This is a genomic window from Arthrobacter ruber (genome assembly GCF_002954225.1).
Classification (GTDB): domain Bacteria; phylum Actinomycetota; class Actinomycetes; order Actinomycetales; family Micrococcaceae; genus Arthrobacter_D; species Arthrobacter_D ruber.
Window position 1 is genome coordinate 222985 of record NZ_PPTH01000017.1, and the last position, 24492, is coordinate 247476.

General features: G+C 70.4%; 22 protein-coding genes and 1 riboswitch. Of the genes, 6 read left to right on the top strand and 16 right to left on the bottom strand.

Annotated elements, in window-relative coordinates; all coding sequences use genetic code 11:
• The first annotated feature begins 143 nt into the window (after nucleotides 1–143).
• Together lhgO and CI785_RS12175 are read left to right on the top strand one after the other, a co-directional pair.
• Nucleotides 144–1334, top strand: a complete 1191-nt coding sequence (lhgO, locus tag CI785_RS12170) for an L-2-hydroxyglutarate oxidase (protein WP_105032359.1) — start codon at nucleotides 144–146, stop codon at nucleotides 1332–1334.
• Nucleotides 1331–2407, top strand: coding sequence for an Ldh family oxidoreductase (locus CI785_RS12175; RefSeq protein ID WP_205753622.1), 1077 nt, complete (start codon nucleotides 1331–1333; stop codon nucleotides 2405–2407). Before lhgO ends, CI785_RS12175 begins: the two co-directional genes overlap by 4 nt.
• 33 nt (nucleotides 2408–2440) lie before the next feature.
• Here CI785_RS12175 and CI785_RS12180 read toward each other — a convergent pair whose 3' ends face one another.
• On the bottom strand, nucleotides 2441–3133 hold the full coding sequence (locus CI785_RS12180; protein WP_105032360.1) for a GntR family transcriptional regulator: 693 nt from the start codon (nucleotides 3131–3133) through the stop codon (nucleotides 2441–2443).
• Nucleotides 3130–3834: a fumarylacetoacetate hydrolase family protein gene (locus CI785_RS12185; RefSeq protein ID WP_105032361.1), complete on the bottom strand. Its 705-nt coding sequence runs from the start codon at nucleotides 3832–3834 to the stop codon at nucleotides 3130–3132. The genes CI785_RS12180 and CI785_RS12185 overlap by 4 nt, the downstream gene beginning before the upstream one ends.
• 68 nt (nucleotides 3835–3902) lie before the next feature.
• On the opposite strand from CI785_RS12185, the gene CI785_RS12190 reads away from it, so the two are divergent.
• Nucleotides 3903–6782, top strand: a complete 2880-nt coding sequence (locus tag CI785_RS12190) for an FAD-binding and (Fe-S)-binding domain-containing protein (RefSeq protein ID WP_105032362.1) — start codon at nucleotides 3903–3905, stop codon at nucleotides 6780–6782.
• Nucleotides 6783–6813: 31 nt separating this feature from the next.
• Here the strand turns inward: CI785_RS12190 and CI785_RS12195 are convergent, their stop codons facing one another.
• The 14 genes from CI785_RS12195 to ribA form a co-directional block, all read right to left on the bottom strand.
• The gene (locus CI785_RS12195) at nucleotides 6814–8580 is read right to left on the bottom strand and encodes an IlvD/Edd family dehydratase (protein WP_105032363.1); all 1767 of its coding nucleotides are present in this window, start codon (nucleotides 8578–8580) and stop codon (nucleotides 6814–6816) included.
• 7 nt (nucleotides 8581–8587) lie between these two features.
• Nucleotides 8588–9748, bottom strand: a complete 1161-nt coding sequence (locus tag CI785_RS12200; protein ID WP_105032364.1) for an acyl-CoA dehydrogenase family protein — start codon at nucleotides 9746–9748, stop codon at nucleotides 8588–8590.
• A gap of 4 nt (nucleotides 9749–9752) precedes the next feature.
• Nucleotides 9753–10970 carry a CaiB/BaiF CoA transferase family protein gene (locus CI785_RS12205; protein ID WP_420808236.1) on the bottom strand — a complete coding sequence of 406 codons (1218 nt, stop codon included), beginning with the start codon at nucleotides 10968–10970 and terminating at the stop codon, nucleotides 9753–9755.
• A gap of 25 nt (nucleotides 10971–10995) precedes the next feature.
• Complete coding sequence (locus CI785_RS12210; protein WP_105032365.1) at nucleotides 10996–11898, bottom strand: fumarylacetoacetate hydrolase family protein; 903 nt, start codon at nucleotides 11896–11898, stop codon at nucleotides 10996–10998.
• Between the two features lie 32 nt (nucleotides 11899–11930).
• Complete coding sequence (locus CI785_RS12215) at nucleotides 11931–12704, bottom strand: SDR family oxidoreductase (protein WP_105032366.1); 774 nt, start codon at nucleotides 12702–12704, stop codon at nucleotides 11931–11933.
• Nucleotides 12704–13609 carry a dihydrodipicolinate synthase family protein gene (locus CI785_RS12220; RefSeq protein WP_105032367.1) on the bottom strand — a complete coding sequence of 302 codons (906 nt, stop codon included), beginning with the start codon at nucleotides 13607–13609 and terminating at the stop codon, nucleotides 12704–12706. The genes CI785_RS12215 and CI785_RS12220 overlap by 1 nt, the downstream gene beginning before the upstream one ends.
• Complete coding sequence (locus CI785_RS12225; protein ID WP_105032368.1) at nucleotides 13606–14892, bottom strand: MFS transporter; 1287 nt, start codon at nucleotides 14890–14892, stop codon at nucleotides 13606–13608. Before CI785_RS12225 ends, CI785_RS12220 begins: the two co-directional genes overlap by 4 nt.
• Complete coding sequence (locus tag CI785_RS12230; protein WP_105032369.1) at nucleotides 14889–17120, bottom strand: TRAP transporter permease; 2232 nt, start codon at nucleotides 17118–17120, stop codon at nucleotides 14889–14891. The genes CI785_RS12225 and CI785_RS12230 overlap by 4 nt, the downstream gene beginning before the upstream one ends.
• The gene (locus CI785_RS12235) at nucleotides 17117–17620 is read right to left on the bottom strand and encodes a hypothetical protein (protein ID WP_105032370.1); all 504 of its coding nucleotides are present in this window, start codon (nucleotides 17618–17620) and stop codon (nucleotides 17117–17119) included. The genes CI785_RS12230 and CI785_RS12235 overlap by 4 nt, the downstream gene beginning before the upstream one ends.
• A 3-nt stretch (nucleotides 17621–17623) precedes the next feature.
• Nucleotides 17624–18631 (bottom strand): TAXI family TRAP transporter solute-binding subunit, encoded by a 1008-nt coding sequence (locus CI785_RS12240; protein WP_105032371.1) that lies wholly within the window; start codon nucleotides 18629–18631, stop codon nucleotides 17624–17626.
• A gap of 65 nt (nucleotides 18632–18696) precedes the next feature.
• Complete coding sequence (locus CI785_RS12245) at nucleotides 18697–19302, bottom strand: carboxymuconolactone decarboxylase family protein (protein WP_105032372.1); 606 nt, start codon at nucleotides 19300–19302, stop codon at nucleotides 18697–18699.
• Nucleotides 19295–20032, bottom strand: coding sequence for an SDR family NAD(P)-dependent oxidoreductase (locus tag CI785_RS12250; protein ID WP_205753623.1), 738 nt, complete (start codon nucleotides 20030–20032; stop codon nucleotides 19295–19297). The genes CI785_RS12245 and CI785_RS12250 overlap by 8 nt, the downstream gene beginning before the upstream one ends.
• Nucleotides 20033–20177: 145 nt before the next feature.
• Complete coding sequence (locus CI785_RS12255; RefSeq protein ID WP_105032374.1) at nucleotides 20178–20867, bottom strand: GntR family transcriptional regulator; 690 nt, start codon at nucleotides 20865–20867, stop codon at nucleotides 20178–20180.
• A 118-nt stretch (nucleotides 20868–20985) separates the two neighbouring features.
• Nucleotides 20986–21624, bottom strand: coding sequence for a GTP cyclohydrolase II (gene ribA / locus CI785_RS12260; protein WP_205753624.1), 639 nt, complete (start codon nucleotides 21622–21624; stop codon nucleotides 20986–20988).
• Nucleotides 21625–21767: 143 nt separating this feature from the next.
• A riboswitch (FMN riboswitch) is annotated at nucleotides 21768–21909 on the top strand.
• Nucleotides 21910–22099: 190 nt separating this feature from the next.
• Between ribA and ribD the strand changes: the two genes are divergently transcribed.
• Genes ribD through ribB form a run of 3 tightly spaced genes read left to right on the top strand, consistent with a single transcriptional unit; the run spans nucleotide 22100 to nucleotide 24478 of the window.
• The gene (ribD, locus tag CI785_RS12265; protein ID WP_105032376.1) at nucleotides 22100–23140 is read left to right on the top strand and encodes a bifunctional diaminohydroxyphosphoribosylaminopyrimidine deaminase/5-amino-6-(5-phosphoribosylamino)uracil reductase RibD; all 1041 of its coding nucleotides are present in this window, start codon (nucleotides 22100–22102) and stop codon (nucleotides 23138–23140) included.
• Between the two features lie 52 nt (nucleotides 23141–23192).
• Complete coding sequence (locus CI785_RS12270) at nucleotides 23193–23852, top strand: riboflavin synthase (RefSeq protein WP_105032377.1); 660 nt, start codon at nucleotides 23193–23195, stop codon at nucleotides 23850–23852.
• Nucleotides 23852–24478, top strand: a complete 627-nt coding sequence (ribB, locus tag CI785_RS12275; RefSeq protein ID WP_105032378.1) for a 3,4-dihydroxy-2-butanone-4-phosphate synthase — start codon at nucleotides 23852–23854, stop codon at nucleotides 24476–24478. Before CI785_RS12270 ends, ribB begins: the two co-directional genes overlap by 1 nt.
• The last annotated feature ends 14 nt before the right edge of the window (nucleotides 24479–24492 follow it).

The window sequence follows — 24492 nt, forward strand, 5'->3', positions numbered from 1 at the left end:
TCCTTCCGGCGGGTTCTGCGGAGCAGGCTTTCTGCCGAGCAGACCGCGTCCGGCTGGAACTCTATATTGTTGACGCCGAAGATATAGAGTTACGGGAGGTTCGCAGTCCTATACGACGACGATGGCAGACGAGGAACACGCAGATGAAGAGCGCCGTAGTAGTCGTGGGTGCCGGGATCGTCGGGTTGGCCACCGCATATGAGCTGGGGCTACGCGGCTACCGGGTGACCGTCGTCGACAAGGAGCCCCGGCTCGCGGACCACCAGACCGGGAACAACTCGGGCGTCATCCACTCCGGGCTGTACTACGCGCCGGGGAGCCTGAAGGCGACCCTCGGAACCGCGGGTGCGCAGTCGATGCGCCGTTTCGCCGAGGACCACGGGGTGGCGGTGGACATCTGCGGGAAGCTGGTGGTCGCCACCCGGCAGGACCAGGTCCCGGCGCTCGAGGAGCTCCACCGCCGCGGCCTCGCGAACGGAGTTCCCTGCCGGATGATCTCTCCCGAGGAGGCCCGCGACTACGAGCCCCATGTCGCCTGCGTGGCAGCCCTGCGGGTCGAATCCACGGGAATCGTCGATTACCGGGGAATCTGCGACGTGCTGGCACGGCTCATCGGCGAGGCCGGGGGTGAGGTCCGCCTGGGGACCGAGGTCGTAGGTATCTCAACCGATGGCGGGTCCGTGACCGTCTCCACCACCACCGGGGAGATCTCCGCCGACGAGCTCATCAACTGCGCCGGCCTGCACAGCGACCGCATCGCCCGGTTGGCCGGCCTCACCCCCGAGGTGCGGATCATCCCGTTCCGGGGCGAGTACTTCGAGCTCACCCCGGACCAGTCCCACCTCGTCCGCGGCCTGATCTACCCGGTACCGGACCCGAGTTTCCCCTTCCTCGGCGTCCACCTGACCAGGATGATCGGCGGCGGGGTGCACGCGGGGCCCAATGCCGTTTTCGCCCTGGCCCGTGAGGGCTACACCTGGCTCTCGATCAACCCGCGGGACGTCCTCGAAAGTGCCGCCTGGCCAGGGCTCTGGAAGCTCGGCGCGCGATTCTGGAAAGTAGGGCTCTCCGAGGTCGCACGCTCGCTGTCCCGGAAGAAGTTCCTGGCAAGCCTCCGGGAGCTCGTCCCGGATCTCCGCGACGACAGCCTCGTGCCGACCCACGCGGGAGTCCGCGCGCAGGCGATGCGCCGGAACGGCGACCTCGTCGATGACTTCTACTTCGACAGGGCGCCCCGCCAGATCCACGTGCTCAACGCGCCGTCGCCGGCAGCGACCGCCGCGCTGGAGATCGGCCGGCGCATCGCCGACGAGATGGAGGAGCGGAACCGGTGAACGGGGAGGAGGCGCGGCGCTTCGACGCCGTCCAGGTGCACGAGCAGATCGTCGCAGTTCTTCGTGCCTGGGGCATGCCGGACGGGTCCGCCGCCGCTACGGCGACGGTGATGGTGGAGACCGATCTCGCCGGTATCGATTCCCACGGCGTCTCGATGCTGATGCTGTACGAGAAGCTCCGGTCGGAGAACCGCCTGAGGCTCGACGCCGTTCCCCGCGTGGTGCGCGATGCCCCCGCATTCGCCGTCGTCGACGCCGGTGCCGGCCTGGGACATCCGGCAGGTCTTCATGCAGTGGAACTGGCCATCGGGAAGGCCGCTGAGTCCGGGATCGGGGCGGTGGCCGTGGGCAATTCGCACCACCTGGGAGCTCTCGGCTACTACGTCCGCAGCGCCGCGCAGCACGGCCTGGTAGCCCTCATGGCGACGACCACGCGGACACCCGTGGTGGCGGCTCTCGGAGGCACGACGCCGATCCTGGGGACGAACCCGATCGCCTTCGCCGCGCCCCGGGTAGGCGGAGGGGAACTCGTGGTGGACATGTCCACGAGCGTCGTCGCGATGAACAAGGTGAAGGCCTATGCACTGAGTGGACGGGACCTGCCTCCCGGCTGGGTCAACGACCGGCTCGGCAATCCTGTGACCGATGCCGCCCTCGCCTACTCCCTGCTGACCACGCAGGAGGGGACGCTCAGCCCGCTCGGTGGCTCCACCGCCGAGACCGGCGGACACAAGGGATTCGGGCTCAGCCTGATGGTCCAGGTGCTCAGCGCGGCGTTCTCGGGGGCCGCGCTCCCGCTCGCCGACGGCGACAGTGACAACCTCGGGCACTTCGTCCTGGTGGTCGATCCGAGAAGTGTGGCGGCGGATGGGGACACCGCGCGCTACGTCGACGACCTCGTCCGCCTCATGACGCGGGATGAGCCCGACGTCGTCCTGCCCGGCGAACCCGAAGCCCTTGCGCGCGCCGACCGCAGCCACAACGGCATCCCGATCCCGGAGGGCCTTCTCGAGCATCTTCGCGGGATCTGCGGCAGGGCCGGAACCGCCATGATCCTCACGCCGCTCGGGTAGGAGGGCGGCTCGCACGGTGTCCGTGCATCCCCCTCAGTCCTCCGCGGCGACCGCCTGGCGGTCCTGCAGGGCACGGATCCTGGCGTTCTCGATATGAACCCGGATGGCAGAGGAGGCACCTTCCGCATCGCGCCTGGTCAGGGCGTCGAGGATCGCCCGGTGTTCGGCCGCGGTGGTGGTCGGTGCCGTCGAACTGGTTCTGGCATACAACCGGAACCGCTGCGCCTGGCCACCGAAGGATCCCCACGCGTCCTCGAGGAACGGATTGTCGGCCTGATGGGCGATCGCCGCGTGGAACTGCTCGTCCGCCCGGAGGAAGCTCGTGACCGGGGGGCTGCCGGGGAGGTGGGCGCCGGCTTCGAGGTGCTCGATGGTCTCGGACAGGCGGTCGAGGAACTCCGGGGTGACCCGCAGAGCTGCCTCGTAGGCGAGGGCCGGCTCGAGGACCAGACGGGCGTCCATGAACTTCCGGAGATCGTCCATGCTGAACAGCGGCGCCACCCGGTACCCCTTGTGGGCTTCCCGGATCACCAGTCCTGTGGATTCGAGCCTGGCCAGGGCTTCCCGGACCGGAGTCTGGCTGACCCCGAATTCGCGGGCGAGATACACGAGATTGAGTACTTCGTCCGGTTTCCGCCGGCCGTCGACGAGCTGCCCGAGCAGTGCGCCGTGGACTTGGTCGGCGAGGGGCTGCCGGGTGGTCTGACGCGGGGGTGTCCGGCTCACTCGATGGTGAAAGAGAGCTCGGCGACTCCGTCGATGCCGGCCGTGACCATGTCTCCGCGTGTCAACGCCCCCACGCCCGCCGGTGTCCCGGTGAAGACGAGGTCGCCGGCAGACAGGGCGACGGACCGGGAGAGGTGCGCGATGATCTCGGGCACCGTCCAGATCTGGTCGCCGAGATCTCCCTCCTGGCGGATCACACCGTCCACGCCCAGCCAGATCCGGCCCCGGTCGGGATGCTCCACCTCACTGGCGGGTCGGAGGGGCGAACACGGCCCCGAGAGATCGAAGCCTTTCGCGAGATCCCACGGACGCCGAAGGTTCTTCGCCTCGGACTGCAGGTCACGACGGGTCAGGTCCACGCCCACGCCGTAGCCCCACACCATATCGAGGGCATCGGCAGGATCGACGGCGGTGCCGCCCCGACCCAGCGCCACGACGAGTTCGACCTCGTGGTGGAGGTCCGCCGTCTGTGGCGGGTAGGGGACTGCCGGACCGGCATCCCCCGACGCCGGCTGCGGCGCGAAAACGGCGTCAGCGGGTTTCGTGAAGAAGAACGGGGGCTCCCGGTTCGGGTCGGCGCCCATCTCGCGCGCATGATCGCCGTAGTTGCGTCCGACGCAGAACACGCGCCGCACGGGAAAGAGCGCGCCACCGCTGGTCGGGAGGCTGGGAGGCGTCGGAACCGGGACGACGTAGGTCATGGAGCTCCTTGCAGGGGTGCCGGCCGGAACCGGGGTGAAACGCGCTACGGGTGCTTAACATGTTACTTATGGCAATGATGCTTTCGGCACCCCGGTCCCTCGCCTCCGAGCTCCGGGCCCGTGGGGTGAGGGATGCGCGTGATGATGCGACGTCACGGGCTGTCTACTCGAGCGATGCGTCGCTGTACCGGGTGCAGCCGGCAGCCGTCGTCTTCCCCCGGCACCTCGACGAGGTGCTCACCACCCTCGAGCTCTGCCGGGAGCGCGGTGTCCCCTTCACGTCCCGGGGCGCCGGCACCTCCCTGGCCGGCAACGCGATCGGCCGCGGCGTCGTCGTCGATTTCAGCCGACACCTGAACCGGGTCCTCGAGCTCGATGCAGAAGCGCGCACCGCCGTCGTCGAACCCGGGGCCGTCCATGCCACGCTGCAGAAGGTGGCACTGGCCCAGGGCCTGCGGTTCGGACCCGATCCCTCCACCCACACGCGCTGCACCGTGGGCGGGATGATCGGCAACAATGCGTGCGGTTCACGCGCTCTCGCCTACGGCCGCACCGCCGACAATGTCACGCACCTCGACGTCGTCACCGGGTCCGGCACGCGGCTCCACCTGGGCGCGGACGGCACGCCGTCGTCGTCGGAGACCGACGCGCTGCGCTCCCTCGTCGGCGCGGAGCTGGGCACCATCCGCACCGAACTGGGCCGGTTCGGGCGCCAAGTCTCCGGGTATTCACTGGAGCATCTGCTCCCGGAGCGCGGCTTCGACCTGCGGCGGGCGCTCGTCGGCAGCGAGGGGACACTCGCCGTCGTACTGGAGGCCGGCGTGCGGCTGGTGGCCGATGCGCCGCACAAGACCATGGTGGTCCTGGGGTTCCCCGACATCGGTGCCGCCGGCGACGCCGTCCCCGCGGTGCTGCCGTTCGCGCCCACGGCCTGTGAAGGGCTGGACTCCCGGATCGTGCAGGTGGTGCGGGCCCGCAAGGGACCGCAGGCGGTTCCCGAACTGCCGGGCGGTGCCGCATGGCTGTTCGTCGAGGTGTCCGGTGACGACCCCGTCGAGGTGGCAGACCGCGCCCGGCGCGTCGCCGGGATCGGTGCCGCACGGCACTCGAGGATCATCACCGATGCGCGGCAGGCCGCGGCCCTCTGGCGCATCCGCGAGGACGGGGGAGGGCTCGCCGGGCGATCACCCGCCGGCGCTCCTGCGCATGCCGGCTGGGAGGATGCCGCGGTGCCACCGGAGACCCTCGGGGACTATCTCCGCGAGTTCGACGAGCTGCTCCTGGCGCACTCCCTCACCGGCTTCCCTTTCGGGCATTTCGGGGACGGCTGCGTCCATATCCGCCTCGACTTCCCGTTCCAGCAAGACGACGGCGCGGCGGCGTTCCGCGCGTTCCTGACCGACGCGGCGGAACTGGTCGCCCGCTACGGAGGGTCCCTCTCGGGCGAACACGGGGACGGCCGGGCCCGCAGCGAACTCCTCCCCTTCATGTACTCACCGGCAGCGATCGGCCTCTTCGGCAAGGTGAAGGGGATCCTCGACCCGGACAACCTCCTGAACCCGGGCATCCTCGTGGACCCCGAACCACTGGATGCCAACGTACGCGTGGCGGAGGCGGGACCGTTGCGGACCGGTCTCGGGTTCGGCTACCTCCACGATGCCGGGGACTTCAGCCAGGCGGTCCACCGCTGCACGGGAGTGGGTCTGTGCCGTGCGGCGCACTCGGACAACAGCGCCGTGATGTGCCCGTCCTACATCGCCACCCTCGAGGAGAAGGACTCGACCCGCGGCCGCGCCAGGGCGCTCCAGGAGATGATCAACGGGTCCGTCACCGGGAGTGCCACCAGGGGTGCCGCCGGCGCGGGGAAACCCAACTGGCGGGCGGCCGAGGTGCATGACGCACTCGATCTGTGCCTCTCCTGCAAGGGCTGCTCATCGGACTGCCCCACGGGAACTGACATGGCCGCGTACAAGGCCGAGGTCCTCTACCAGAGCTACAAGGGCCGGCTCCGCCCGGCCTCGCACTACTCACTGGGCTGGCTGCCCCGCTGGGCCGGACTCGCGGCACGGGCGCCACGGGTGCTGAACTTCCTCACGGGTCTGCCCGGCATCCGCCAGGTCAGCCTGCGGATGGCAGGGGTGGACCAGCGCCGGAACATTCCCGCGTTCGCTCCCCGGACCTTCCACTCCTGGTTCCGGAACCGTCAGCCCTCCGCTACCCCTGCCGCCCGGCGGGTGATGCTGTGGGCCGATTCGTTCACCGACAACTTCTCGCCGGAGGTAGGACAGGCCGCCGTGCGCGTCCTCGAGGCGGCGGGCTACGAGGTGCGCCTTCCCGAGAAGCCCCTGTGCTGCGGACTGACCTGGATCTCCACGGGGCAGCTCGACTCCGCACGGAAGACGCTGCGATCCACCGTCGAGGTGCTGAACCGGTCCGTGGCCGAGGGCGTCCCGATCGTCGGCCTCGAGCCTTCCTGCACGGGCGTGCTCCGATCGGAGGCCGTGGAACTGCTGGGGACCGAGGCCGCCGGTGCGGTGGCCCGGTCCACGCACACCCTCGCGGAGTTCCTCCGGACCGTGCCCGGCTACGAGCCGCCCTCCCTGGCCGGAACCGTGGTGGTGGCGCAACCCCACTGCCACCACCACGCCGTCATGGGCTGGAGTCCCGACGCGGCACTGCTGGAGCGGGCCGGTGCCACCGTCCAGAAGCTGGGCGGATGCTGTGGCCTTGCGGGCAACTTCGGCGTGGAACGGGGGCACTACGAGGTCTCCGTCCAGATCGCCGAACAGCAGCTGCTGCCGGCCATCCGGTCGACCACGGAGGACGCCGTGGTGCTCGCGGACGGGTACTCGTGCCGCACCCAGATCGAGGACCTGAGCGACCGCCGCGGCATCCACCTGGCGCAGCTGCTCGACCCGGCGGCGCACCAGTCCGGCGAGGCGCCCTAGGCGGACGCGCGGGGTCCGGGGTCTGACGCCGTCAGCCCTGCTCCTGCATCAGGCTCCGCGGGGCCTCCCGGTCCGGGAGTCCCGTGCTCTGGAGGAACCGGAAGTCGCACCCCTCGTCCGCCTGGGTCACCTCCGACACGTACAGCCTCCGGTACCCGCGCGTGGCAGCCGGCGTGGAGGGCGGGCCCAGCACCTCCTCGCGTCGCTCCAGCTCCTCGGGGGAGACCTCGAGCTGGATCAACCGGCGGCGAACGCTCAGGGTGATGGTGTCGCCGGTCCGCACGAGCCGCAGCGGCCCGCCGACCGCGGACTCGGGTGTGACGTGGAGGACGACGGCGCCGGCAGCGGTGCCCGACATGCGGCCGTCCGAGATGCGCACCATGTCCTTCACCCCCTGCGCCGCGAGCTTCCTCGGGATGGGGAGGTAGCCGGCCTCGGGCATGCCGGGTGCTCCGACGGGGCCGATGTTCCGCAGCACGAGGACGTCCCCGGCGGTGACGTCCAGGGCGTCGTCGTCGATCCGCGCCGCGAGGTCCGCCGTGTCCTCGAAGACCACGGCACGGCCCGTGTGCTCCAGCAGATGCGGGGACACCGCCGCCTGCTTGATGATGGCGCCACCCGGCGCGAGGTTGCCGCGCAGGAAGGCGAGGCTGCCCTCCGGGTACACCGGATCGGTGAGCGGCCGCACGATGTCGGAGGGGAAGCCGGGCCCCGCCGCGTCGAGTTCCTCACCCAGGGTGCGGCCCGTGACGGTGGGGGCATCGCGGTGGATGAGGTCCCCGAGCTCGCGCAGCACGGCGGGCACGCCGCCGGCCCGGTGGAAATCCTCCATGTAGTAGGCGCCCGTCGGTTTCAGGTCCACCAGGACGGGCGTCTCGGCACTCATCCGGTCGAGGTCCTCCAGGTCGAGGCGGATTCCGAGGCGGCCGGCGACGGCGGTCAGGTGGATGATCGCGTTGGTCGATCCGCCGATGGCCAGCAGGACCCGGAGCCCGTTCTCGAAGGCCTCCTGCGTGAGGATGGTGCTCATGTCCGTGCCACGGGCGGCCAGGGCCACCGCCTGGGTCCCGGTCCGTTCGGCGATGCGCACGCGGTCGGCCGTCACGGCGGGCGGGCTCGCGCTCCCGGGGAGGGCGATGCCCATGGCCTCGGTCAGGCACGCCATGGTGCTGGCGGTGCCCATGACGGAGCACGTGCCGACGCTTCCCACGAGACGCGAGTTGACGTCGTCGATCTCCTCCTGACCGATCTCCCCGCTGCGGAACTTCCCCCAGAAGGCCCGGCAGTCGGTGCACGCACCGACGCGCTGCCCGCGGTGCCCGCCCGTCAGCATCGACCCGGTGACCAGCGTGATCGCCGGGACGCCCGCCGACGCCGCGCCCATCAGCTGCGCGGGTACCGTCTTGTCGCAGCCCCCGATGAGTACGACGGCGTCCATGGGCTGGGCACGGATCATCTCCTCGGTGTCCATCGACATGAGGTTGCGCAGGAACATGCTGGTGGGCTGCGAGAAGCTTTCGTGGAGCGAGATGGTCGGGAAATCGACCGGCAGGCCGCCGGCCATCAGCACCCCCCGCTTCACGGCGTCGAGCAGCGCGGGCATGTTGCCGTGGCACGGGTTGAAGCCGCTGCCCGTGTTGATGATCCCGATGACAGGCTTGTCCAGTGCGTCGTCCGAGTACCCGGCGCCCTTGATGAACGCCTTGCGCAGGAACAGGGAGAACCCCGCGTCGCCGTAGCTGGTCAGACCGCGCCGGATCCCGGCGGCCCGGCCGGCAGGAGGAACAGATTCGGTCATCGTGCGGCTACCGGAACGCCGGGATGCCCGTGATGTGGTTGCCGAGGATCAGCGTGTGCACCTCGTCGGTCCCTTCGTAGGTGCGCACGCTCTCCAGGTTGTTCGCGTGGCGGAGCGGGGAGTAGTCGAGGGTGACACCGTTGCCGCCGAGCATGGCGCGGGCCTCACGGCAGATCTCGATGGCCTCGCGGCAGTTGTTCAGCTTCCCGACCGAGATCTGGTGGGGTTGCAGGGTGCCGGCATCCTTGAGTCGTCCCACCTGCAGGGCCAGCAGTATCCCCTTGTTGATCTCCAGCGCCATGTTGACGAGCTTGAGCTGGGTGATCTGGTAGCCGGCGAGCGGCCTGCCGAACTGCAGGCGCTCCTTCGAGTAGTCGAGGGCGGCGTAGTAGCTGTCGCGCGCGGCTCCCATGGCGCCCCAGATGATGCCGTAGCGGGCCTCGTTGAGGCATTCGAAGGGGCCGCGGAGTCCCTTCGCCTTCGGGAGCAGGGCGGTGCCGGGCAGCCGGATGTCCTCGAGCTCGATGTCGCACTGGATCGAGGCGCGCATGGAGAGTTTCTGCACGATCGGGGTGGCCTTGAACCCCGGGCTGTCGGTCGGCACCACGAACCCGCGGACGCCGTCGTCGGTCTGTGCCCAGATGATGGCCACCTGGGCCACCGAGGCGAGCCCGATCCAGCGCTTGCTGCCGTTGAGGATCCAGTCGTCGCCGTCCCGCCGGGCGAAGGTGAGCATGCTGCCGGGGTCGGAGCCCCCGGTCGGCTCGGTGAGGCCGAAGCAGCCGATCACCGATCCGGCGGCCATCCTCGGCAGCCATTCGTTCTTCTGCTCCTCCGAACCGTGCTTCGCGATGGCACTCATGGCGAGGGAGCCCTGGACGCTGACGAAGGTGCGCAGCCCGGAGTCTCCGGCTTCGAGTTCCAGGGCCGCGAGCCCGTAGTCGACGGAGCTCCGGCCGGGGCAGCCATAGCCCTTGATGTGCATGCCGAGGAGCCCGAGTTCGGCCATACGCGGCACGATCTCCAGGGGGAACTCCGCGCGGTCGTACCAGTCGGCGATGTTCGGCTTGATGGCGGTGTCCACGAAGTCGCGGACGCGGCCGCGCAGGGCGCGCTCGTCCTCCGTGAGGAGTGCATCGATGTCGAGAAGGTCGGAAGGGTTGGTCATGGGTCTACTTTCCGGTAGCGGTGGGCTGGAGGTGGGGTGCGAAGGTTGCCCCGTCGTGTTCACCGAGGAGCGGGGGCACCCGCGTGTAGCTCGCGGGGGTCTCGGAGAGCCGGATGGGGTTGGCCACCTGCTGACTGGTGCGTCCGGTGGTGGAGTCGGTGATCTCGACGACCGGGGCGAGCCCGAGGTCCTCGGCGAGGGTGAGCGCCTCGGCCACGGAATTGACCTTGCCGGCGGGCACGCCCGCCGCACTGAGGAGCTGGGCCCAATCGGCGGCGCTCCTGGCGCCCAGTTGCTCCTCGAGCAGGACCTTCAGGGCGTCGCGGTGCGCCACGCGCTGCGAGTTGTCCCGGAAACGGGGGTCGGCCGCGAGGTCCGGCACCCCGAGGACGCGCACCAGTGCATCGAACTGCTTGTCCGTCCCGACGGCGATCGCCAGCGGGCCGTCGGACGTCAGCAGGGTCTCGTACGGGGCGATGCTGGGGTGGGCGTTCCCCATCCGCTGGGGCGCCTCGCCGGTGGCCAGCGTGCTCGACGCCTGGTTGACCAGCCCGGAGAGCAGGGACGACAGCAGGTTGACCTCCACGCACTGGCCCCGTCCGGTCGCGTCCCTGGAGCGCAGTGCGGCGAGGATCCCCACCACGGCGTTCTGGCCGGTGACCACATCCACCAGCGCCACGCCCACCTTGCTCGGCTCGGAATCCTGCGCACCGGTGACGCTCATCAGCCCTCCCACCGCCTGCACGAGGAGGTCGTAGCCGGGCAGGTGTGCCCCGCCGGTGCTGCCGAAGCCGGTGATGGAGCAGTACACCAGGTCCGGACGGCGTCCCACCAGGGACGCGTAGTCCAGTCCGAAACGCTGCATGACCCCCGGGCGGAAGTTCTCGATGACGATATCGGCTTCCAGTGCGATGGCCAGGGCCCTCGCCAGTCCCTCCTCGGTGCGGAGGTCGCAGACCACGGAGCGCTTGTTCCGGTTCACGCTGGAGAAGTAAGTGCCCACGCCGTGCTCGTCGACCGGAGGAACCCAGGACCGTGTGTCGTCCCCGGCCGGACTCTCCACCTTCAGGACGTCCGCCCCGAAATCGGCCAGCATCATGGAGGCGAACGGTCCGGCGAGCACCCGCGAGAAATCGGCCACCCTCAGCCCCTCCAGCGGCCCGGGCATCGGGTTCTGCTCCGGCGCGGTACCGGACGCCGGCGTGTCCGTGGTCGTGCTCATCGGGATCCGTCCTCCAGGAGACATGTCAGCGGCCCTGGCCGGCCGCGGTGACGGGGTTGGTGAGCACGCCGACGCCGGAGACGCGGCACTCGGCCGTGTCTCCCGGCGTGACGTGGATGGCACCGGGTGTCCCGGTGGAGATGATGTCCCCCGGATACAGCGGCATCACCTTGCTGTGGAAACTGATGAGGTAGGCGGGGTCGTAGCGCATGTGGGAGACCGTGTTGCTGCGCCTCACCTCACCGTTGACCACGGTGGAGACCTCCATGTCGGCGAGGGTCCCCTCGCCCACGGCCTCGGCCAGCGGCACGATCCGGGGGCCGAAGGAGAAGAAACCGGGGAAGTTCTTGGAGCGGGTGAGGAACCGCGGGTTGCGCTGCAGGATGTCCTCGGCCGTCTGGTCCAGCACGGGCACGACGCCGGCCAGGTAGTCCAGCGCATCCTCGGGCTCCACGTTGCGGCAGTACCTGCCGATGACCACCGCCACCTCGGCTTCGGTGGTGGTGCGCTCGCTCTGCACGGGGATGGGGATGGCCTCGCCCGGTCCGATGACGGTGTGGTCGCCCTTGATGAACGAGGCGGGTTCCTCGGGCACGCCCTCGGAGAGGTCGGAGGCGTGCTCCATGTAGTTCAGCCCGATGCCCCAGAGCATGCGGGGGTGGCGGTAGGGGGCGCCGTACACGGCGTCCTCGGGATCGCTGAAGACGGCGTCGTCGGCGGCCTCGGCGGCGGCGTCGAGCTGCCCGAGGAGATCACCGGTGAGGACCTCGAGGATGTCGCCGGAGAAACCGGGCAGGAGGTCGCGCACCCGGGCGAGGCCGCGCCGCGGGTGGACGACCGCCGCCGTCTCGGGTCCGGGAGCCCCCGGCTCGCTCCCGGGGGAGGTCGGGGAGGTGATGGAACAGAGGTGCAGGATGCTGGGAGCCATGAAGCTGCCCTTTCGGGTCGGAGGACGGGGGGCTAGTAGGCGCGGACCATGCCGCCGTCGCACCGGATCTGTTCTCCGGTGACGTACGACGCCGGTGCACTGGCCAGGAAGGCGACGACGGCGGCGAACTCGGCGGGGGTGCCGTACCGGCGTGCCGGGATGCCCGCCTCGGACGCGGCACGCGCCTCGGCGGGGGTGGCGCCCGTCCGCTGGGCCGCGGCCGAGTCCAGCGACGCGACGCGCTCGGTGTCGATGCGGCCGGGGAGCACCATGTTGACGGTCACGCCGTCGGCGGCGACCTCCGCGGCCAGGGTCTTGAGGTAGCCCGCGAGCCCGGCGCGGCCGAGGTTCGACAGCGCGAGGTTGGGCAGCGGCTGCTGCACGCCGCTGGATCCGACGGCCACGATCCGCCCCCAGGCGCGCTGCCTCATGCCCGGGAGCACCAGGGAGGTGAGCCGCACGTGCTGGAGCAGCAGCTGGTGGACGGCGGCGAGGGCCTGTACGTCGGTGATGTCGGCCGCGCCGCCGGGAGGAGGTCCGCCGCTGTTGAGGACCAGGACGTCGATGGGCCCGAACGCGCTCTCGGCGGCCTCCACGAGCGCGGCCGGGGCGCCGTCGTCGTTCAGGTCCAGGGCGATCCCGACCGCGGAGGGCAGGCGGGCCGCCTCGGACTTCACCACGTCCTCGCGGCGCGCGGCGAGCACGACGTTCGCCCCCTCGGCGCCGAGGGCCTGCGCGATGGCGAGGCCGATCCCGGAGCTCGCCCCGGGCACCAGTACGTTCTTCCCTGTCAGTCCGGTATCCATCAGGCGATCTCCATTCGTACGGCGTCGAGGTGCGCGTCGATCAGGTCCGCGAGTTCAGGCGGAAGAGAGGGTGCGGGCGGCCGGACCGATGCGTCGGCGATGATGCCCCGGCGGCGCAGGATCTCCTTGCGCAGGGCGAGGCCCACCCCGGGCTGGCCCTCGAAGTTTGCCAGGGGCAGCCACGGCGCGAAGGCACTGCGAGCGCCGGCGAAACCACCGTCGGCGAAGGCCGTCAGCGCGATCTGCAGGCCCTCGGGGTGGGAGAAGCCCGTCATGGCGCCGGCCGCACCCGCTGCGAGCTCGTCCAGGAGCCCCACGCCGCCCAGCCCGCCGTAGACGGGGACGTCCGTGGAGCGGGTGAGCTTCGCGATCGCGGACGCGGTGGGGGGCGCCTCCGATTTCACGGCGACGATGAAGCTGCACTGCTCCACGACGCGCAGGATCTGTTCGGCGCTGATCTTCACGCCGGAGGCCACCGGGTAGTCCTGCAGCACGATGCCCGCTCCCGTGGCGCGGTGGACGGCCGTCAGGTGGGCGGACAGCACCTCGGGGTCGCCGGTGTTCGCCTGCACCATGAGCGCGGCGAGGTTGCTGCCGGCGGCCTCGACGGCGGTGGAGGCCTGCTCGATGGCGACGGCGGTGGTGCGGGCGGACAGGCCGACGACGAGCGGGGTGCTCCCCGCCTCGTCGGCGACCGTGCGGACGATGAGGGACTGCTCGGCAGCGGTCAGTGACGCACCCTCCCCGAAGACGCCGAGGACCACCATCCCGGTGGCCGACAGTCCCGTGTACAGCTGGACCTCACGGCGGAGCGAGTCGGTGTCGACGGCGAGGTCCGCTCCGCTGAACGGTGTTGCCAGCACCCCCCAGAGTCCGGGGGACAGGTGCGGGATCGGGTCGGTCATGGGGACGTTCCTTTCATGGGTGGTCCTCCAGCGGTGGTGGCTGGACGGGGAGTCGTGTCCGGCGCAAGCGCGCCGGGCCCCGGGTCCTCCGGGGGCAGGGGCGCTGCTGCCGACCGTGCCGCACGGATGCTCCGCCGGCCGAGCCGGAACGTCGCTGCGGCCAGCAGGGCGACGACGGCGGCGGTCAGCCAACCGACCCGGTAGGAGGTCGCGGCCACGAGGAAACCGAAGAGCAGGGGACCAACGGCGGCGCCGAGGGAGAGCCCGGTCTGCAGGACCCCCGTGGCCGAGGCGGCGCCCTGCCGGTTGTCGCGCACCACGGCGAAGTGGACGAGCCCGGGCCAGCTCCAGCCGGCCGCGTAGGTCAGCAGCGCCCCGCAGACGAACGCCGCGGAGGAGCCGAAGGCGAGGAGGAGGTAGCCGCCCACGCCGATCACCAGCAGATTGGCCACCAGGATGTAGGGGCTGCGCTGCGGATACCGATCCATGGCGGCACCGAGCACGATGCGGATCGAGAGCCCCAGGAGCGCGGCGCCGGCGAAGAGGAATCCTGCCGCACTGGGCGACATCCCGGACTCCACCGCCGAATCCACGAGGAACACCCCCAGGGAGGTGGCGGCAGCCGCGGCGAGGCCGGCGCCGATGGCCAGCAGCACGAGTCCGCGCCGTGGGGTGCCGCGGTCGGCGGCTGCTGCGGGTCCCGTCGTCGGGCGCTCCGGTCCCTGCGCGGTGAGGCCGGCCCACAGGGCCAGCGCCACCGCCAGGACGACGCCCAGCGCGAAGGCGTAGCGCCAGCCCAGGGTCAGGGCGATGCCCGGAACGGCGAGGCCCCCGATCAGGCCGGCGGCGGGAATGGAACACTGCTTGATGCCGAACGCCAGTCCGAGCCTGCCCGGGACCACCGCCCGCGAGATTCCGAGGTTCGCCGCGGGCTGGGCCAGGCCGTTGGACAGTCCGCCCACCACGAGGGCGGCGATCAGCACCCCGAAGGTCGGTGCCAGGCCGGCCCCGCCGAGGGCGACGGCGGCCAGGACTGCCGAGGCCACCATTCCCCTGGCCGCCCCGATCCGCTGCACGAGCCGGCCGAGCCGCCGCGCGGCGACCCCCGAGACCGCGAAGAGGGTCGCCGCGGCGATGCCCATCTCGGCGGGACCGATGCCGAGGTCGTCCCGGATCTGCACGGCGAGGGCGCCGACCAGAAAGGCGGGCAGCACGCCCAGGGTGGTCACGGTGACGGCCTGGAGCAGGGTGCCGCCCGCGCCCGGCGGCTTGGCGGGGGTCACGACGATTCGGCTCCTGTGCGGCGAGTTCCGTCGGCAGCGCCGTCCGTCCCGGTGCCGGAGGCCTGGCCGACGGCCGTGGCGCCTCCCGCGCCGGACGCGCCGGAAGCGCCCGACGTGGCGAGCTCGGCGGGTGCTTCAGCACCCTCGTCCGGGTGGTGCCCCCGCATTTTGAGGCCGAGGAGGTGGACGACGACCCCGACGGCGATGATCGCCGCGCCGATGCCGATGTACATCGGCTCCATGACGAGCATCGGCAGCGATCCCAGCCCGAGCAGGATCCGCTCGGGCCAGCGGGCCGGGCCGAACAGCCAGGCTCCGGTGGCGACGGCGAGGGCGCCGACGGCCAGGAGCGAGACGGCGAAGGCCAGCGCGACGGTGCCGATGCCGCCCTGCAGCAGCAGTCCAACGCCCGGACCGGAGAGCACGAAGATGAACGGTACGAGGAAGGCCGAGAGGGTGTAGCGCCAGGTGAGCCACATGGTCTGGATCGGTTTGCCGCCGGTGATGGCGGATGCGGCGAAGGGGGAGAGCGCCGTGGGAGGTGAGACCTCACTGAGCACGGAGTAGTAGAAGATGAACATCGCTGCCGCGAACGCGGGGACGCCCACGTCCTGCAGGGCGGGCCCGATGATGACCCACGAGATGATGAAGCTCGCCGTTACGGGGACCGCCAGTCCCAGCAGGATCACCGAGATCGCCGAGAAGATGGCCGTCAGGAGCAGGCTGCCGCCGGCGAAGTCCACGATGATGTTGGCGAGCTTCAGGCCCAGGCCGGTCAGTGTCATGACGCCGACGATCAGTCCTGCTGCCGCCATGACGGGGATGACCGACAGCGCTCCGGTGGCACCGGTGGCGAGCGCGTCGAAGATGCGTCGGGGGGTCATCCAGGAGGCGCGGTCGAGGAAGCTGAGCACGAACGCGAGGATCGTGGCGTACACGACGGCACGGAACGGGGTCATGCCCATGGCCATGAACACGACGATGGCGGCGAGGGAGCTGAAATGGTAGCCGAAGCGCAGGAGCAGCTTGCCCACCGGCTTGACGTCGAAGTCCACGGCCCTGGTCTTGAAGCGGCGCGCATCCATCTCGATGGCCAGGATGATGCCGAAGTAGTAGAGCACGGTGGGGATGGTGGCCCAGATGAGGACCTGGAGGTAGGAGACGCCGAGGAGCGCGGCGATGATGAAGGCGGCCGCTCCCAGGGTGGGAGGGGACATGATGGCGCCGATGCCGGCGGCAGCGAGGATGGCACCGCCGTGTTCCTTCGGGTAGCCGGCCTTGCGGAGCAGCGGCCAGGAGATACCACCGAGGGTGACGGTCGTCGCTACTCCCGAGCCCGAGACCGTGCCGAGGAGGAATCCCGCGAGGGTCACCGTGCGGCCGGGCCCGGACTTGGACTGGCCGAAGGCCGAGAAGGAGAGGTCGATGAAGAACTTGGTGGCCCCGGATGCCCCGAGGACCGCCCCGTAGATGGTGAACAGGATGATGTAGGTCGCTGCCACGTCGGTGGGGACACCGAAGAGCCCCTGCGTGCCCATGACGTTGTGGCCCACGAGGCGGATCCAATTGAAGGACGAGGTGTTGAACGGAGCGGGGACGAGGGAGCCGAAGGAGGCGTAGGCGAAGAAGCCCACGACCACCAGCGGCACGAGGATCCCGACGGTCCTGCGTGATGCCTCCAGGGTCACGAGGATGGCGATCACGCCCATGGCCAGGTCGAGGTAGGTGGGAGTGATCGCGCGCCGGAAGAAGCCGTCCCAGTCGGAGACGATGTAGAGGAAGGGCACGAGCGCCACGATCGCGAGAGCCCAGTCGGCGATGCCCGGGTTGTCCCCCGACCTCTTCGCCTTCGAGGCTTCCGATCGTCCCCAGCCCCGGTAGACGAGGAATGTCAGGGACAGGCCGATCCCGAGGAACAGCGGGAGGTAGAACTGGGTGGGCATGGGATTGAAGACCCAGTAGAGGGCCAGGAGCGAGAGCCCTGCACCGGCGATCTTGATCAGCAGGCCCGGGAGTCCGCTCAGGTGCCGCGCGGGCTTCTCCGCCTCGAACTCGGCGATCAGTGCTTCCTCGTCGATGATGTCTTCCCGCTCGAGGGGGCTGACCGGCTCGTCCTCCTTCAGCCTCGCACGGTCCGCATGCTCGTCCGGCGTGGACGCCTTGTGCCTGGGGGCTGGGGCGGAGGTGTGCGCCTTCACGGCGCCGTTGCCGTCTGGTCGCTCGGTCATGGTGTCTCCTTGAGATGTAACTCAACGAACGGGTTGTTGTCGTCGACGAGGCTCCACAGTTCGAGGGGTGGAGCGCCGTCCACGTGCAGGGTGCGCTGTCCGAGGTCGGTCGCCGCGATCGAGAGCTCCTCGAACACGGCGGGCCGCGCCGGGTCCGGTTCCACGACCCATTCCCGGCGATCGGACTCTGCGGCAGCCGACGGGACGCCGGGGACGGCGTAGTACTCCTCGAGCACCGCGAGCTGGTCGGCTGCGATCTGGTCCAGCACGAAGGTGCCGTCGGGTCCGAGGGTGTAGCGTTCCTCGGCCCGGGTGCCGTACAGCGAGTTGCGGTAGCTCACGGAGAAGCCGGTCCCGGTGAGCGGTACGCTCGCCAGCTCGCCGTCGTCGTTGGTGATGGTGACGAGGACGTCCGGCTGACCGGACGCGCTCGCGAACCCCATGCCCCCCAGCATGCCGAGGCATGCCAGGGCGACGACGACGGCGGCCGGCTTCCGCATTCCCTAGCCCGCGGCCTCGTCGAAGTAGGCCTGGGCGCCCGGGCAGGTCTCGATGTAGGAGATGTCGCCGGCGGTGGCGGCATCGAGCTCGACGGCGGCGGGGTGGACCTTGATGAGGGCCTCCTCGTTGTCGAAGATCGCCTGGGTGATGTCCTGCTGGAGCTGCTCGTCCATGGTGGGGCTCGCGACCAGCAGGTTCGGGGAGGCGATGGCGGGGACGGCTTCGGTCTGGCCCTCGTAGGTGTTGGCGGGGATGTCCTCAGCGACGTAGTAGTCGCCGTACTGGGAGGCGAGGGGCTCGGCGTACTCGCCGATGGGCACGAGCACCATGTCGCCGTCACTGGCGAGGTCGATCAGCGCGCCCGTGGGGAGCCCGCCGGACCAGAATCCGGCGTCGATGGTGCCGTCCCGCAGCGCGGCAACTGTCTCTGCGGCGCCGAGCTGGCGGCGTTCCACTCCGGTCTCGGGGTCGATCCCCGCGGCCTCGAGGATGCGCAGCGCTCCGACCTCGGTGGCGGAGCCCGGCGCCCCCACGGAGACGACCTTGCCGGCCATGTCCTCGACGGACTGGATGCCGGTTCCGTCGACGCTGACGGCCTGCATGAAGTTGTTGTAGATGTTGCCGAGCGAGCAGATCTCCACGGGGCTGCCCTCGAACTCGCCGGCGCCTTCCACGGCGTCGGACACCACGTCACCCACGGAGAAGGCGAGCTGTGCGGAGCCGTTCTCGATGAGGCGCATGTTGTCGACCGAGGCGTTGGTCTCCTGGACGGTGGCGTCGTAGCCCTCGATGTTGTCGCGGATCACGGTGGCGAACCCGCCACCGAGGGGGTAGTAGACGCCGCCGGTGCCGCCCGTCGCGATGGAGAGCGAGCCGCCGCCGCCTTCCTCGGCCCCGCCTCCACCGCCGCTCGTGGTGGGTTCGGGGCTACCGCAGGCGGAAAGGAAGAGCGCGGGGGCGATCAGTGCTGCTGCGCAGAGACGCTTCCGGCTTCGCTGGTTCGTGGTCATGAAATTTTCCTTTGCTGTCGGTGATTTCTGGTTCTTGGTGGAAGGGGGAGACGCGGTGCTGGTGGTCAGGGTCCCGGGCCGGGTGCCGGGATGTCCCCGACGGCGAGCAGGCCCGCGAGCATCCGGTAGTAGCCCACCAGCAGGGACAGCTCCGCGACTCCGGCGTGCCCGACATGCGACAGCACGCGGGCATGGGTGTCGTCGTCGACGGTGGCGCCCCGCAGGAGCAGTCTCGTGAGGTCGAGCGCGGCACGTTCGGCGGGGGAGAGGGTGGGCGGGATGCCGCCCTTCCTGAGGTGCTCCAGTTCGTCCTCGACGATTCCCACGGTCGCTGCCACCCGGCTGTGGGCGTACCACTCGTAGGCCGAGTCGAGGTCCGCGGAGATCGCGCAGATCACGAGTTCGCGCAGTCGTCCGTCGAGAGCACCCTCGAAGCGGAGGACGGCACCGAGCACCTGGACGGCATTGCCGAGGGCGGGGGCGAGGAGCATCGCGTTGAAGGGGCCGGCGAGCGCGCCGTCGTCGTAGACCACCGTGAACGTCCCGTTGCCCCGCGGGGGCCCTGCGATGGCGTCGTAGACCACGCGCTGTTCGGCGGAGAGCTCGGCCGGCGTCAGCAGCGGAAACCGTCCGGTGTGCTGCGGCCTCGTGGTGTCGGTGGCCTCAGACAAGGGTCCGCCCCCCGTCCACGTAGAGGACGTGGCCGGTGACGAAGGCCGCCTGCCGGGATGCGAGATAGAGCACGGGGCCGGTGAGGTCGTCGACGGTGCCGAGCCGGCCGGCCGGAACCAGGCCCGTGTAGAGCTCACGCACGCCCGGGCGGTCGAGGTAGGCGCTGGTCAGGGCCGTTTCCACGTAGCCCGGCGCGATCGCGTTGACCGTCACCCCGCTGGCCGCCCATTCCCGCGCCATCACCCGGACGAGCTGGTTCAGTCCGCCCTTGCTCGCGGCGTAGGGCCCGTGGTCGGGATGGGCGAGCAGGCCCGAGACCGAGGAGCAGTAGATCTGCCGGCCGTACCCGGCGTCGACCATGATGCGGCCGGCGGCACGACCGAGGCGGAAGGCGCTGGACAGGTTGACATCGAGGATCCTGTCCCAGTCCTCGTCCAGAGTGTCGAGGATGGGCACGCGGTTGTTGATGCCGACCGCGTGCACGAGGATGTCCAGGCCCCCGAGCTCCGTCTGCGCGGCGCGTACTGCCTGCTCGCACCCGTCGGTGGTCGTCAGATCAGCGGTGATGGTGCTCGCCGTACCGGCGAAGCCGGACAGGCGTTCCGCGTTCTGGTCAGCCACGAGCAACCGTGCTCCCGCCTGGAGGAAGGCTTCCGCGCAGGCCGCGCCGATGCCACCGGCACCGGCCACCAGCACCCGCTGATCCTCCATACCAAGCCAATCAGCCAAGGAAGCATCTCCGATTCTCTGGGCAGAAAGCGTGGGCACCCGAGGGGCGCCGAGGTCCGTCGGTGCACCTCATTGGAGACTGTATACAATTTGCGGACAGAATGTAACCCGCATCACAAAACTACTCCGGTCGGAGTCCGAACGGTCAGTTTTCTCGAGCGGAACCGGCCTCCAGGAAGGTCCTCAGGGCTTTCACCGCGTGCTCGCGGTGCTCGTCCAGCAGGAGGATGAGCTTCTCGGTGTCCCGCTCCGCGAACGCCTCGATGATCAGGACGTGTTCGTCCTCCACGCGTGAACGGTTGGACTCCGATCCGTAGTAGACGAACCTGTAGGCGTCGGTCGCGTCCCACAGGATCTGGATCATCCGCTCCAGACGCGGCATCCCGGCTGCCTCCACGAGGATGAAGTGGAACCGCCGGTTCGCCTCGGTCATCCCCAGCAGGTCCCCTGCACCGCTCGCCGTCTCGACGTCCCGGGCAGCACTCCTGAGATCCTCCAGGACGGTGCTGCTGAGCGTCCTCGTCATCGCGACCCGTGCAGCCTCCCCCTCCAGCAGCTGCCGGATCCGGTACACCTCCAGCAGATCCGTGAGGGAGAGGGTGGCCACCCTGTGGCCACGGTGGGGTTCGTAGTGGACCTGCCCCTCGGACTCGAGGGTCTTCAGCGCTTCGCGGAGAGGGACACGGCTGACGCCGAACCGTTCCGCCAGTGCGTCCTGGCGGAGTGGCTGTCCGGGCAGGAACTCCCCGGCGATGATCGCCCGCCGGAGTTCGGCGAGCACGAAGGCCTGGGCCGTCGGCGGGCGTCTGGAGCCCTCCGTGGCATTGCTCGTCATGAAACCAGTCCACTTCGTTCGGCACTCATCGTCCGAATTCTAGTCCGGGCGCAACGATCCGGTGGTCGCCGTCGAACGGTCCTGACGCTCCGCCCCGTCGGCGGTGGGATCCGGCCGATCAGCTGTGGGTCGGTGGCACGGCGTCGTGGTTCATGCGCAGGCGCTTGGTGGCGAGATAGCCCCGGTTCTCGCTCCGCTCGGTCACCGCGAGGCCGCGGCGTTCCTTCACGGTGACACCGAGGGCCTCGAGCGCCTCCTCCTTCGCGGGATTCCCCGACAGGAGCCGGACGGTATCGATTCCCAGGTCCAGGAGGATGCCGGCTGCCTGGTCGTAGCGGCGACCGTCCACGGGCAGTCCGAGGGCGAGATTCGCGTCCACGGTATCGGCTCCGAGGTCCTGCAGTGCGTAGGCCTCGAGTTTGGCGAGCAGCCCGATGCCGCGTCCCTCCTGGCCCCTGAGGTACACCACCACGCCGGCGCCTTCCTCGTCGATGGCCGCGAGCGCGGCGTCGAGCTGGTCCCCGCAGTCGCACCGCCACGACCCGAAGGCATCACCGGTGAGGCACTCGCTGTGTACCCGGACGAGCGGAGCGCCGTCGAGGTCGTCGTCGTTCCCGCGCACGAGGGCGATGTGCTCGGCGGCGGTGTCATCGCGATAGCCGATCATGCGGAAGACGCCGTGCTGCGTGGGGAGGACCGTTTCGACGACCCGCGTGACCGCCACAGGCAGGGACGGGGACACGAGATGCGTGGACATGACATCAACCTTAGGAGCGGACGAGGACGCCGCGGAAGCCGACGTCATCCTGATCAACGCATGAACGACGCCGATTATTGCGTCGGGCGCATCCCGCAGCCCGGGTGGGAGTGGGTCGCGCCCCTGTGAAACAATGGACGCAGTACGTGCTCCGGGGTCGGTGTAAGTCCGAACCGGCGGTGATAGTCCGCGACCCGCCTGATGTTCCGCACCCGCGGAGCAGGGGCGGTTGAGCCGGTGGAATTCCGGGACCGACAGTCAAAGTCTGGATGGGAGAAGCACGAACAGCAGGATCTGAGCGCTGCCCGTCGTACGGGTGGCGTCCGTCGTCGTCACTCGTGCCGCGACGTGTCCCCTGCTGCAGCCATTGCCCGGAGCCGTCGTATCGGTGAAGGATCGGCATGGATCGTCCGCAGCGGCTCGTCGAAGCCAGCAGCCCCGCAGCAAGCGCCCTCGCCCCTGCCCGGACTCGTCGATGAGCATGACGTCGGGCACCACCCGCGCGGAAGCGGACGCCATGCAGCGCGCCCTCGCGCTCGCCGCCCAGGGGGTCAGGGGCGCCAATCCGCTCGTCGGCGCCGTTCTCCTCTCACCCGAGGGCACGATCCTCGGGGAGGGTCATCACCGGGGAGCAGGGACACCGCACGCCGAACCCGCCGCCCTCGCCGACGCCCGCGCCCGGGCGAACGACCCCCGTGGCGCCACCGCCGTGGTGACCCTCGAGCCCTGCAACCACACCGGCCGCACCGGACCGTGCAGCAGGGCGCTCATCGACGCCGGGGTGGCCCGCGTGGTCTACGCGGCCGACGACCGGAACGGCGCTGCCGCAGGCGGCGCCCAGCAGTTGCACACCGCCGGCGTCGAGTGCATCGGCGGCCTCGAGGCCGCCCGCTCGGAGCAGCTCAACGCGCGCTGGAGCTCGGCCACGGCCACGCACCGCCCCTTCGTCACCCTGAAATCGGCGCAGTCCCTGGACGGGCGGGTGGCGGCGCAGGACGGCACGAGCCAGTGGATCACCGGCCCGGAGGCACGCGCCGACGGACACCGGATCCGGGCCCTGGCCGACGCCGTCCTCGTGGGGACCGGCACCGTCCTCGCGGACGATCCCCGGCTGACGGCACGCACCGCCACTCCTGCTGGTTCGGATGCGATCGGTCTGCGGGTCGTCATGGGCAGGACACCCGTGCCGGAGGGCGCCGCCGTGCGGGGTCTCGGTTTCCTCCAACTGACCACCCACGACGTCCCCGAGGCACTGGACGAGCTCTACCGCCGGGGCGTCCGCCATCTCCTGGTCGAAGGAGGTCCGCGGATCGCCTCCGCCTTCCTGCAGGCAGGGGTGGTCGACGAGCTCTTCTCCTACATCGCACCGGTGATCCTCGGCGAGGGGACACCAGCCTTCCCGGACCTCGGCGTGCAGACACTGGCCGACGCGAGCCCCTGGAGGCTCGACGACGCCGGCGGCCCGGGCATGCAGCGATTCGGCGCCGACGTACGACTGCACCTCCACCCCGGGTGACCCCGGCTCACCCCGCTCACCACTCCGACCGCTCCACCCGAAGGAAGAACCGATGTTCACAGGAATAGTCTCCGAGCAGGGCCGCGTGGTCTCGCTCGATGTCACCCCCGACGGCGAGAGCGCCCTGCTCGTCTTCGAAGCCCCCGAGACCGGCAGGGATCTCGAGCCCGGCGCGTCGATCGCGGTCAACGGGGTCTGCCTGACGGCCGTCACCCTCGACGGCGCCAGCGGGCGCGTGGGCGTGGACGTGATGGGGGAGACCCTCCGCCGCACCACCACCGGCGAGCTGGAACCGGGTGCCCCCGTGAACCTCGAGCGGTGCGTCCCGGCCGGTGGGCGGCTCGACGGGCACGTCGTCCAGGGACACGTGGACGGCCTCGGCGTGCTGCTCGAGCGTGAGGACCTCGGTGCCTGGCACCGGCTGCGGTTCGGACTCCCGCAGAAGCTGGGACGCTACGCCGCGGAGAAGGGATCGGTGGCAATCGACGGCGTCTCGCTCACCGTCACCGCCGTCAGCGCGCCCTCTGAGCAGGAGCAGTGGTTCGAGGTGGGGCTCATCCCCACCACCCTGCGCGAGACCGGCCTCGGCGCGAAGTCCATCGGCGACCCCGTCAACCTCGAGATGGACGTGCTCGCCAAGTACGCCGAGCGGCTCCTGGGCTTCGCCGCGGTGGACGCGCAGGGCGGGCCGCACGCCCCGGAAGCCCCGTGATGGGCGAGATCCGGCTCGACACCATCGACGACGCCGTCGCGGCCATCACCGCCGGGCGTGCCGTCGTCGTCGTCGACGACGAGGACCGCGAGAACGAGGGCGACATCGTCTTCGCCGCCCAGGACGCGACCCCCGAACTCGTCGGATGGACGGTGCGCTGGACCTCGGGCGTGCTGTGCGTGCCAATGCGGGCGGAGGACGCCGACCGGCTCCTCCTGCCGCCCATGACGGCGGTGAACGAGGACTCGAAGGGCACGGCATACACGGTGTCCTGCGATGCGGCGAGGGGCGTCAGCACCGGCATCAGCGCAGCCGATCGTGCGCGCACCGCCACGGTCCTCGCCGATCCTGCAACGCTGCCGGCAGATCTCACTCGACCCGGTCACGTCTTCCCGCTCCGCGCGGCTCCCGGCGGGGTACGGGTGCGCCCGGGCCACACCGAGGCCGGCGTGGACCTCAGCGTCCTCGCCGGCAAGCGGCCCGCCGCCGTGATCGCCGAACTCGTGCACGACGACGGGTCGATGATGCGCCTTCCCGCGCTGCGCCGGTTCGCCGACGACCACGGGCTCCCGCTCGTCTCGATCGAGGACCTCGTCGCATACCTGCACGCCCGCGACGGCGCCTGACGGACATCCACCTG

Bases quoted from the DNA above. Each gene is read 5' to 3' on its own strand.
- CI785_RS12195 (WP_105032363.1), bottom strand. From the start codon at position 8,580: ATGACCGAATCTGTTCCTCCTGCCGGCCGGGCCGCCGGGATCCGGCGC.
- CI785_RS12190 (WP_105032362.1), top strand. From the start codon at position 3,903: ATGGCAATGATGCTTTCGGCACCCCGGTCCCTCGCCTCCGAGCTCCGG.
- CI785_RS12215 (WP_105032366.1), bottom strand. From the start codon at position 12,704: ATGGATACCGGACTGACAGGGAAGAACGTACTGGTGCCCGGGGCGAGC.
- lhgO (WP_105032359.1), top strand. From the start codon at position 144: ATGAAGAGCGCCGTAGTAGTCGTGGGTGCCGGGATCGTCGGGTTGGCC.
- ribA (WP_205753624.1), bottom strand. From the start codon at position 21,624: ATGTCCACGCATCTCGTGTCCCCGTCCCTGCCTGTGGCGGTCACGCGG.
- CI785_RS12240 (WP_105032371.1), bottom strand. From the start codon at position 18,631: ATGACCACGAACCAGCGAAGCCGGAAGCGTCTCTGCGCAGCAGCACTG.
- CI785_RS12230 (WP_105032369.1), bottom strand. From the start codon at position 17,120: ATGACCGAGCGACCAGACGGCAACGGCGCCGTGAAGGCGCACACCTCC.
- CI785_RS12210 (WP_105032365.1), bottom strand. From the start codon at position 11,898: ATGGCTCCCAGCATCCTGCACCTCTGTTCCATCACCTCCCCGACCTCC.
- CI785_RS12200 (WP_105032364.1), bottom strand. From the start codon at position 9,748: ATGACCAACCCTTCCGACCTTCTCGACATCGATGCACTCCTCACGGAG.
- CI785_RS12220 (WP_105032367.1), bottom strand. From the start codon at position 13,609: ATGACCGACCCGATCCCGCACCTGTCCCCCGGACTCTGGGGGGTGCTG.
- CI785_RS12235 (WP_105032370.1), bottom strand. From the start codon at position 17,620: ATGCGGAAGCCGGCCGCCGTCGTCGTCGCCCTGGCATGCCTCGGCATG.
- ribD (WP_105032376.1), top strand. From the start codon at position 22,100: ATGAGCATGACGTCGGGCACCACCCGCGCGGAAGCGGACGCCATGCAG.
- ribB (WP_105032378.1), top strand. From the start codon at position 23,852: ATGGGCGAGATCCGGCTCGACACCATCGACGACGCCGTCGCGGCCATC.
- CI785_RS12270 (WP_105032377.1), top strand. From the start codon at position 23,193: ATGTTCACAGGAATAGTCTCCGAGCAGGGCCGCGTGGTCTCGCTCGAT.
- CI785_RS12185 (WP_105032361.1), bottom strand. From the start codon at position 3,834: ATGACCTACGTCGTCCCGGTTCCGACGCCTCCCAGCCTCCCGACCAGC.
- CI785_RS12255 (WP_105032374.1), bottom strand. From the start codon at position 20,867: ATGACGAGCAATGCCACGGAGGGCTCCAGACGCCCGCCGACGGCCCAG.
- CI785_RS12205 (WP_420808236.1), bottom strand. From the start codon at position 10,970: ATGAGCACGACCACGGACACGCCGGCGTCCGGTACCGCGCCGGAGCAG.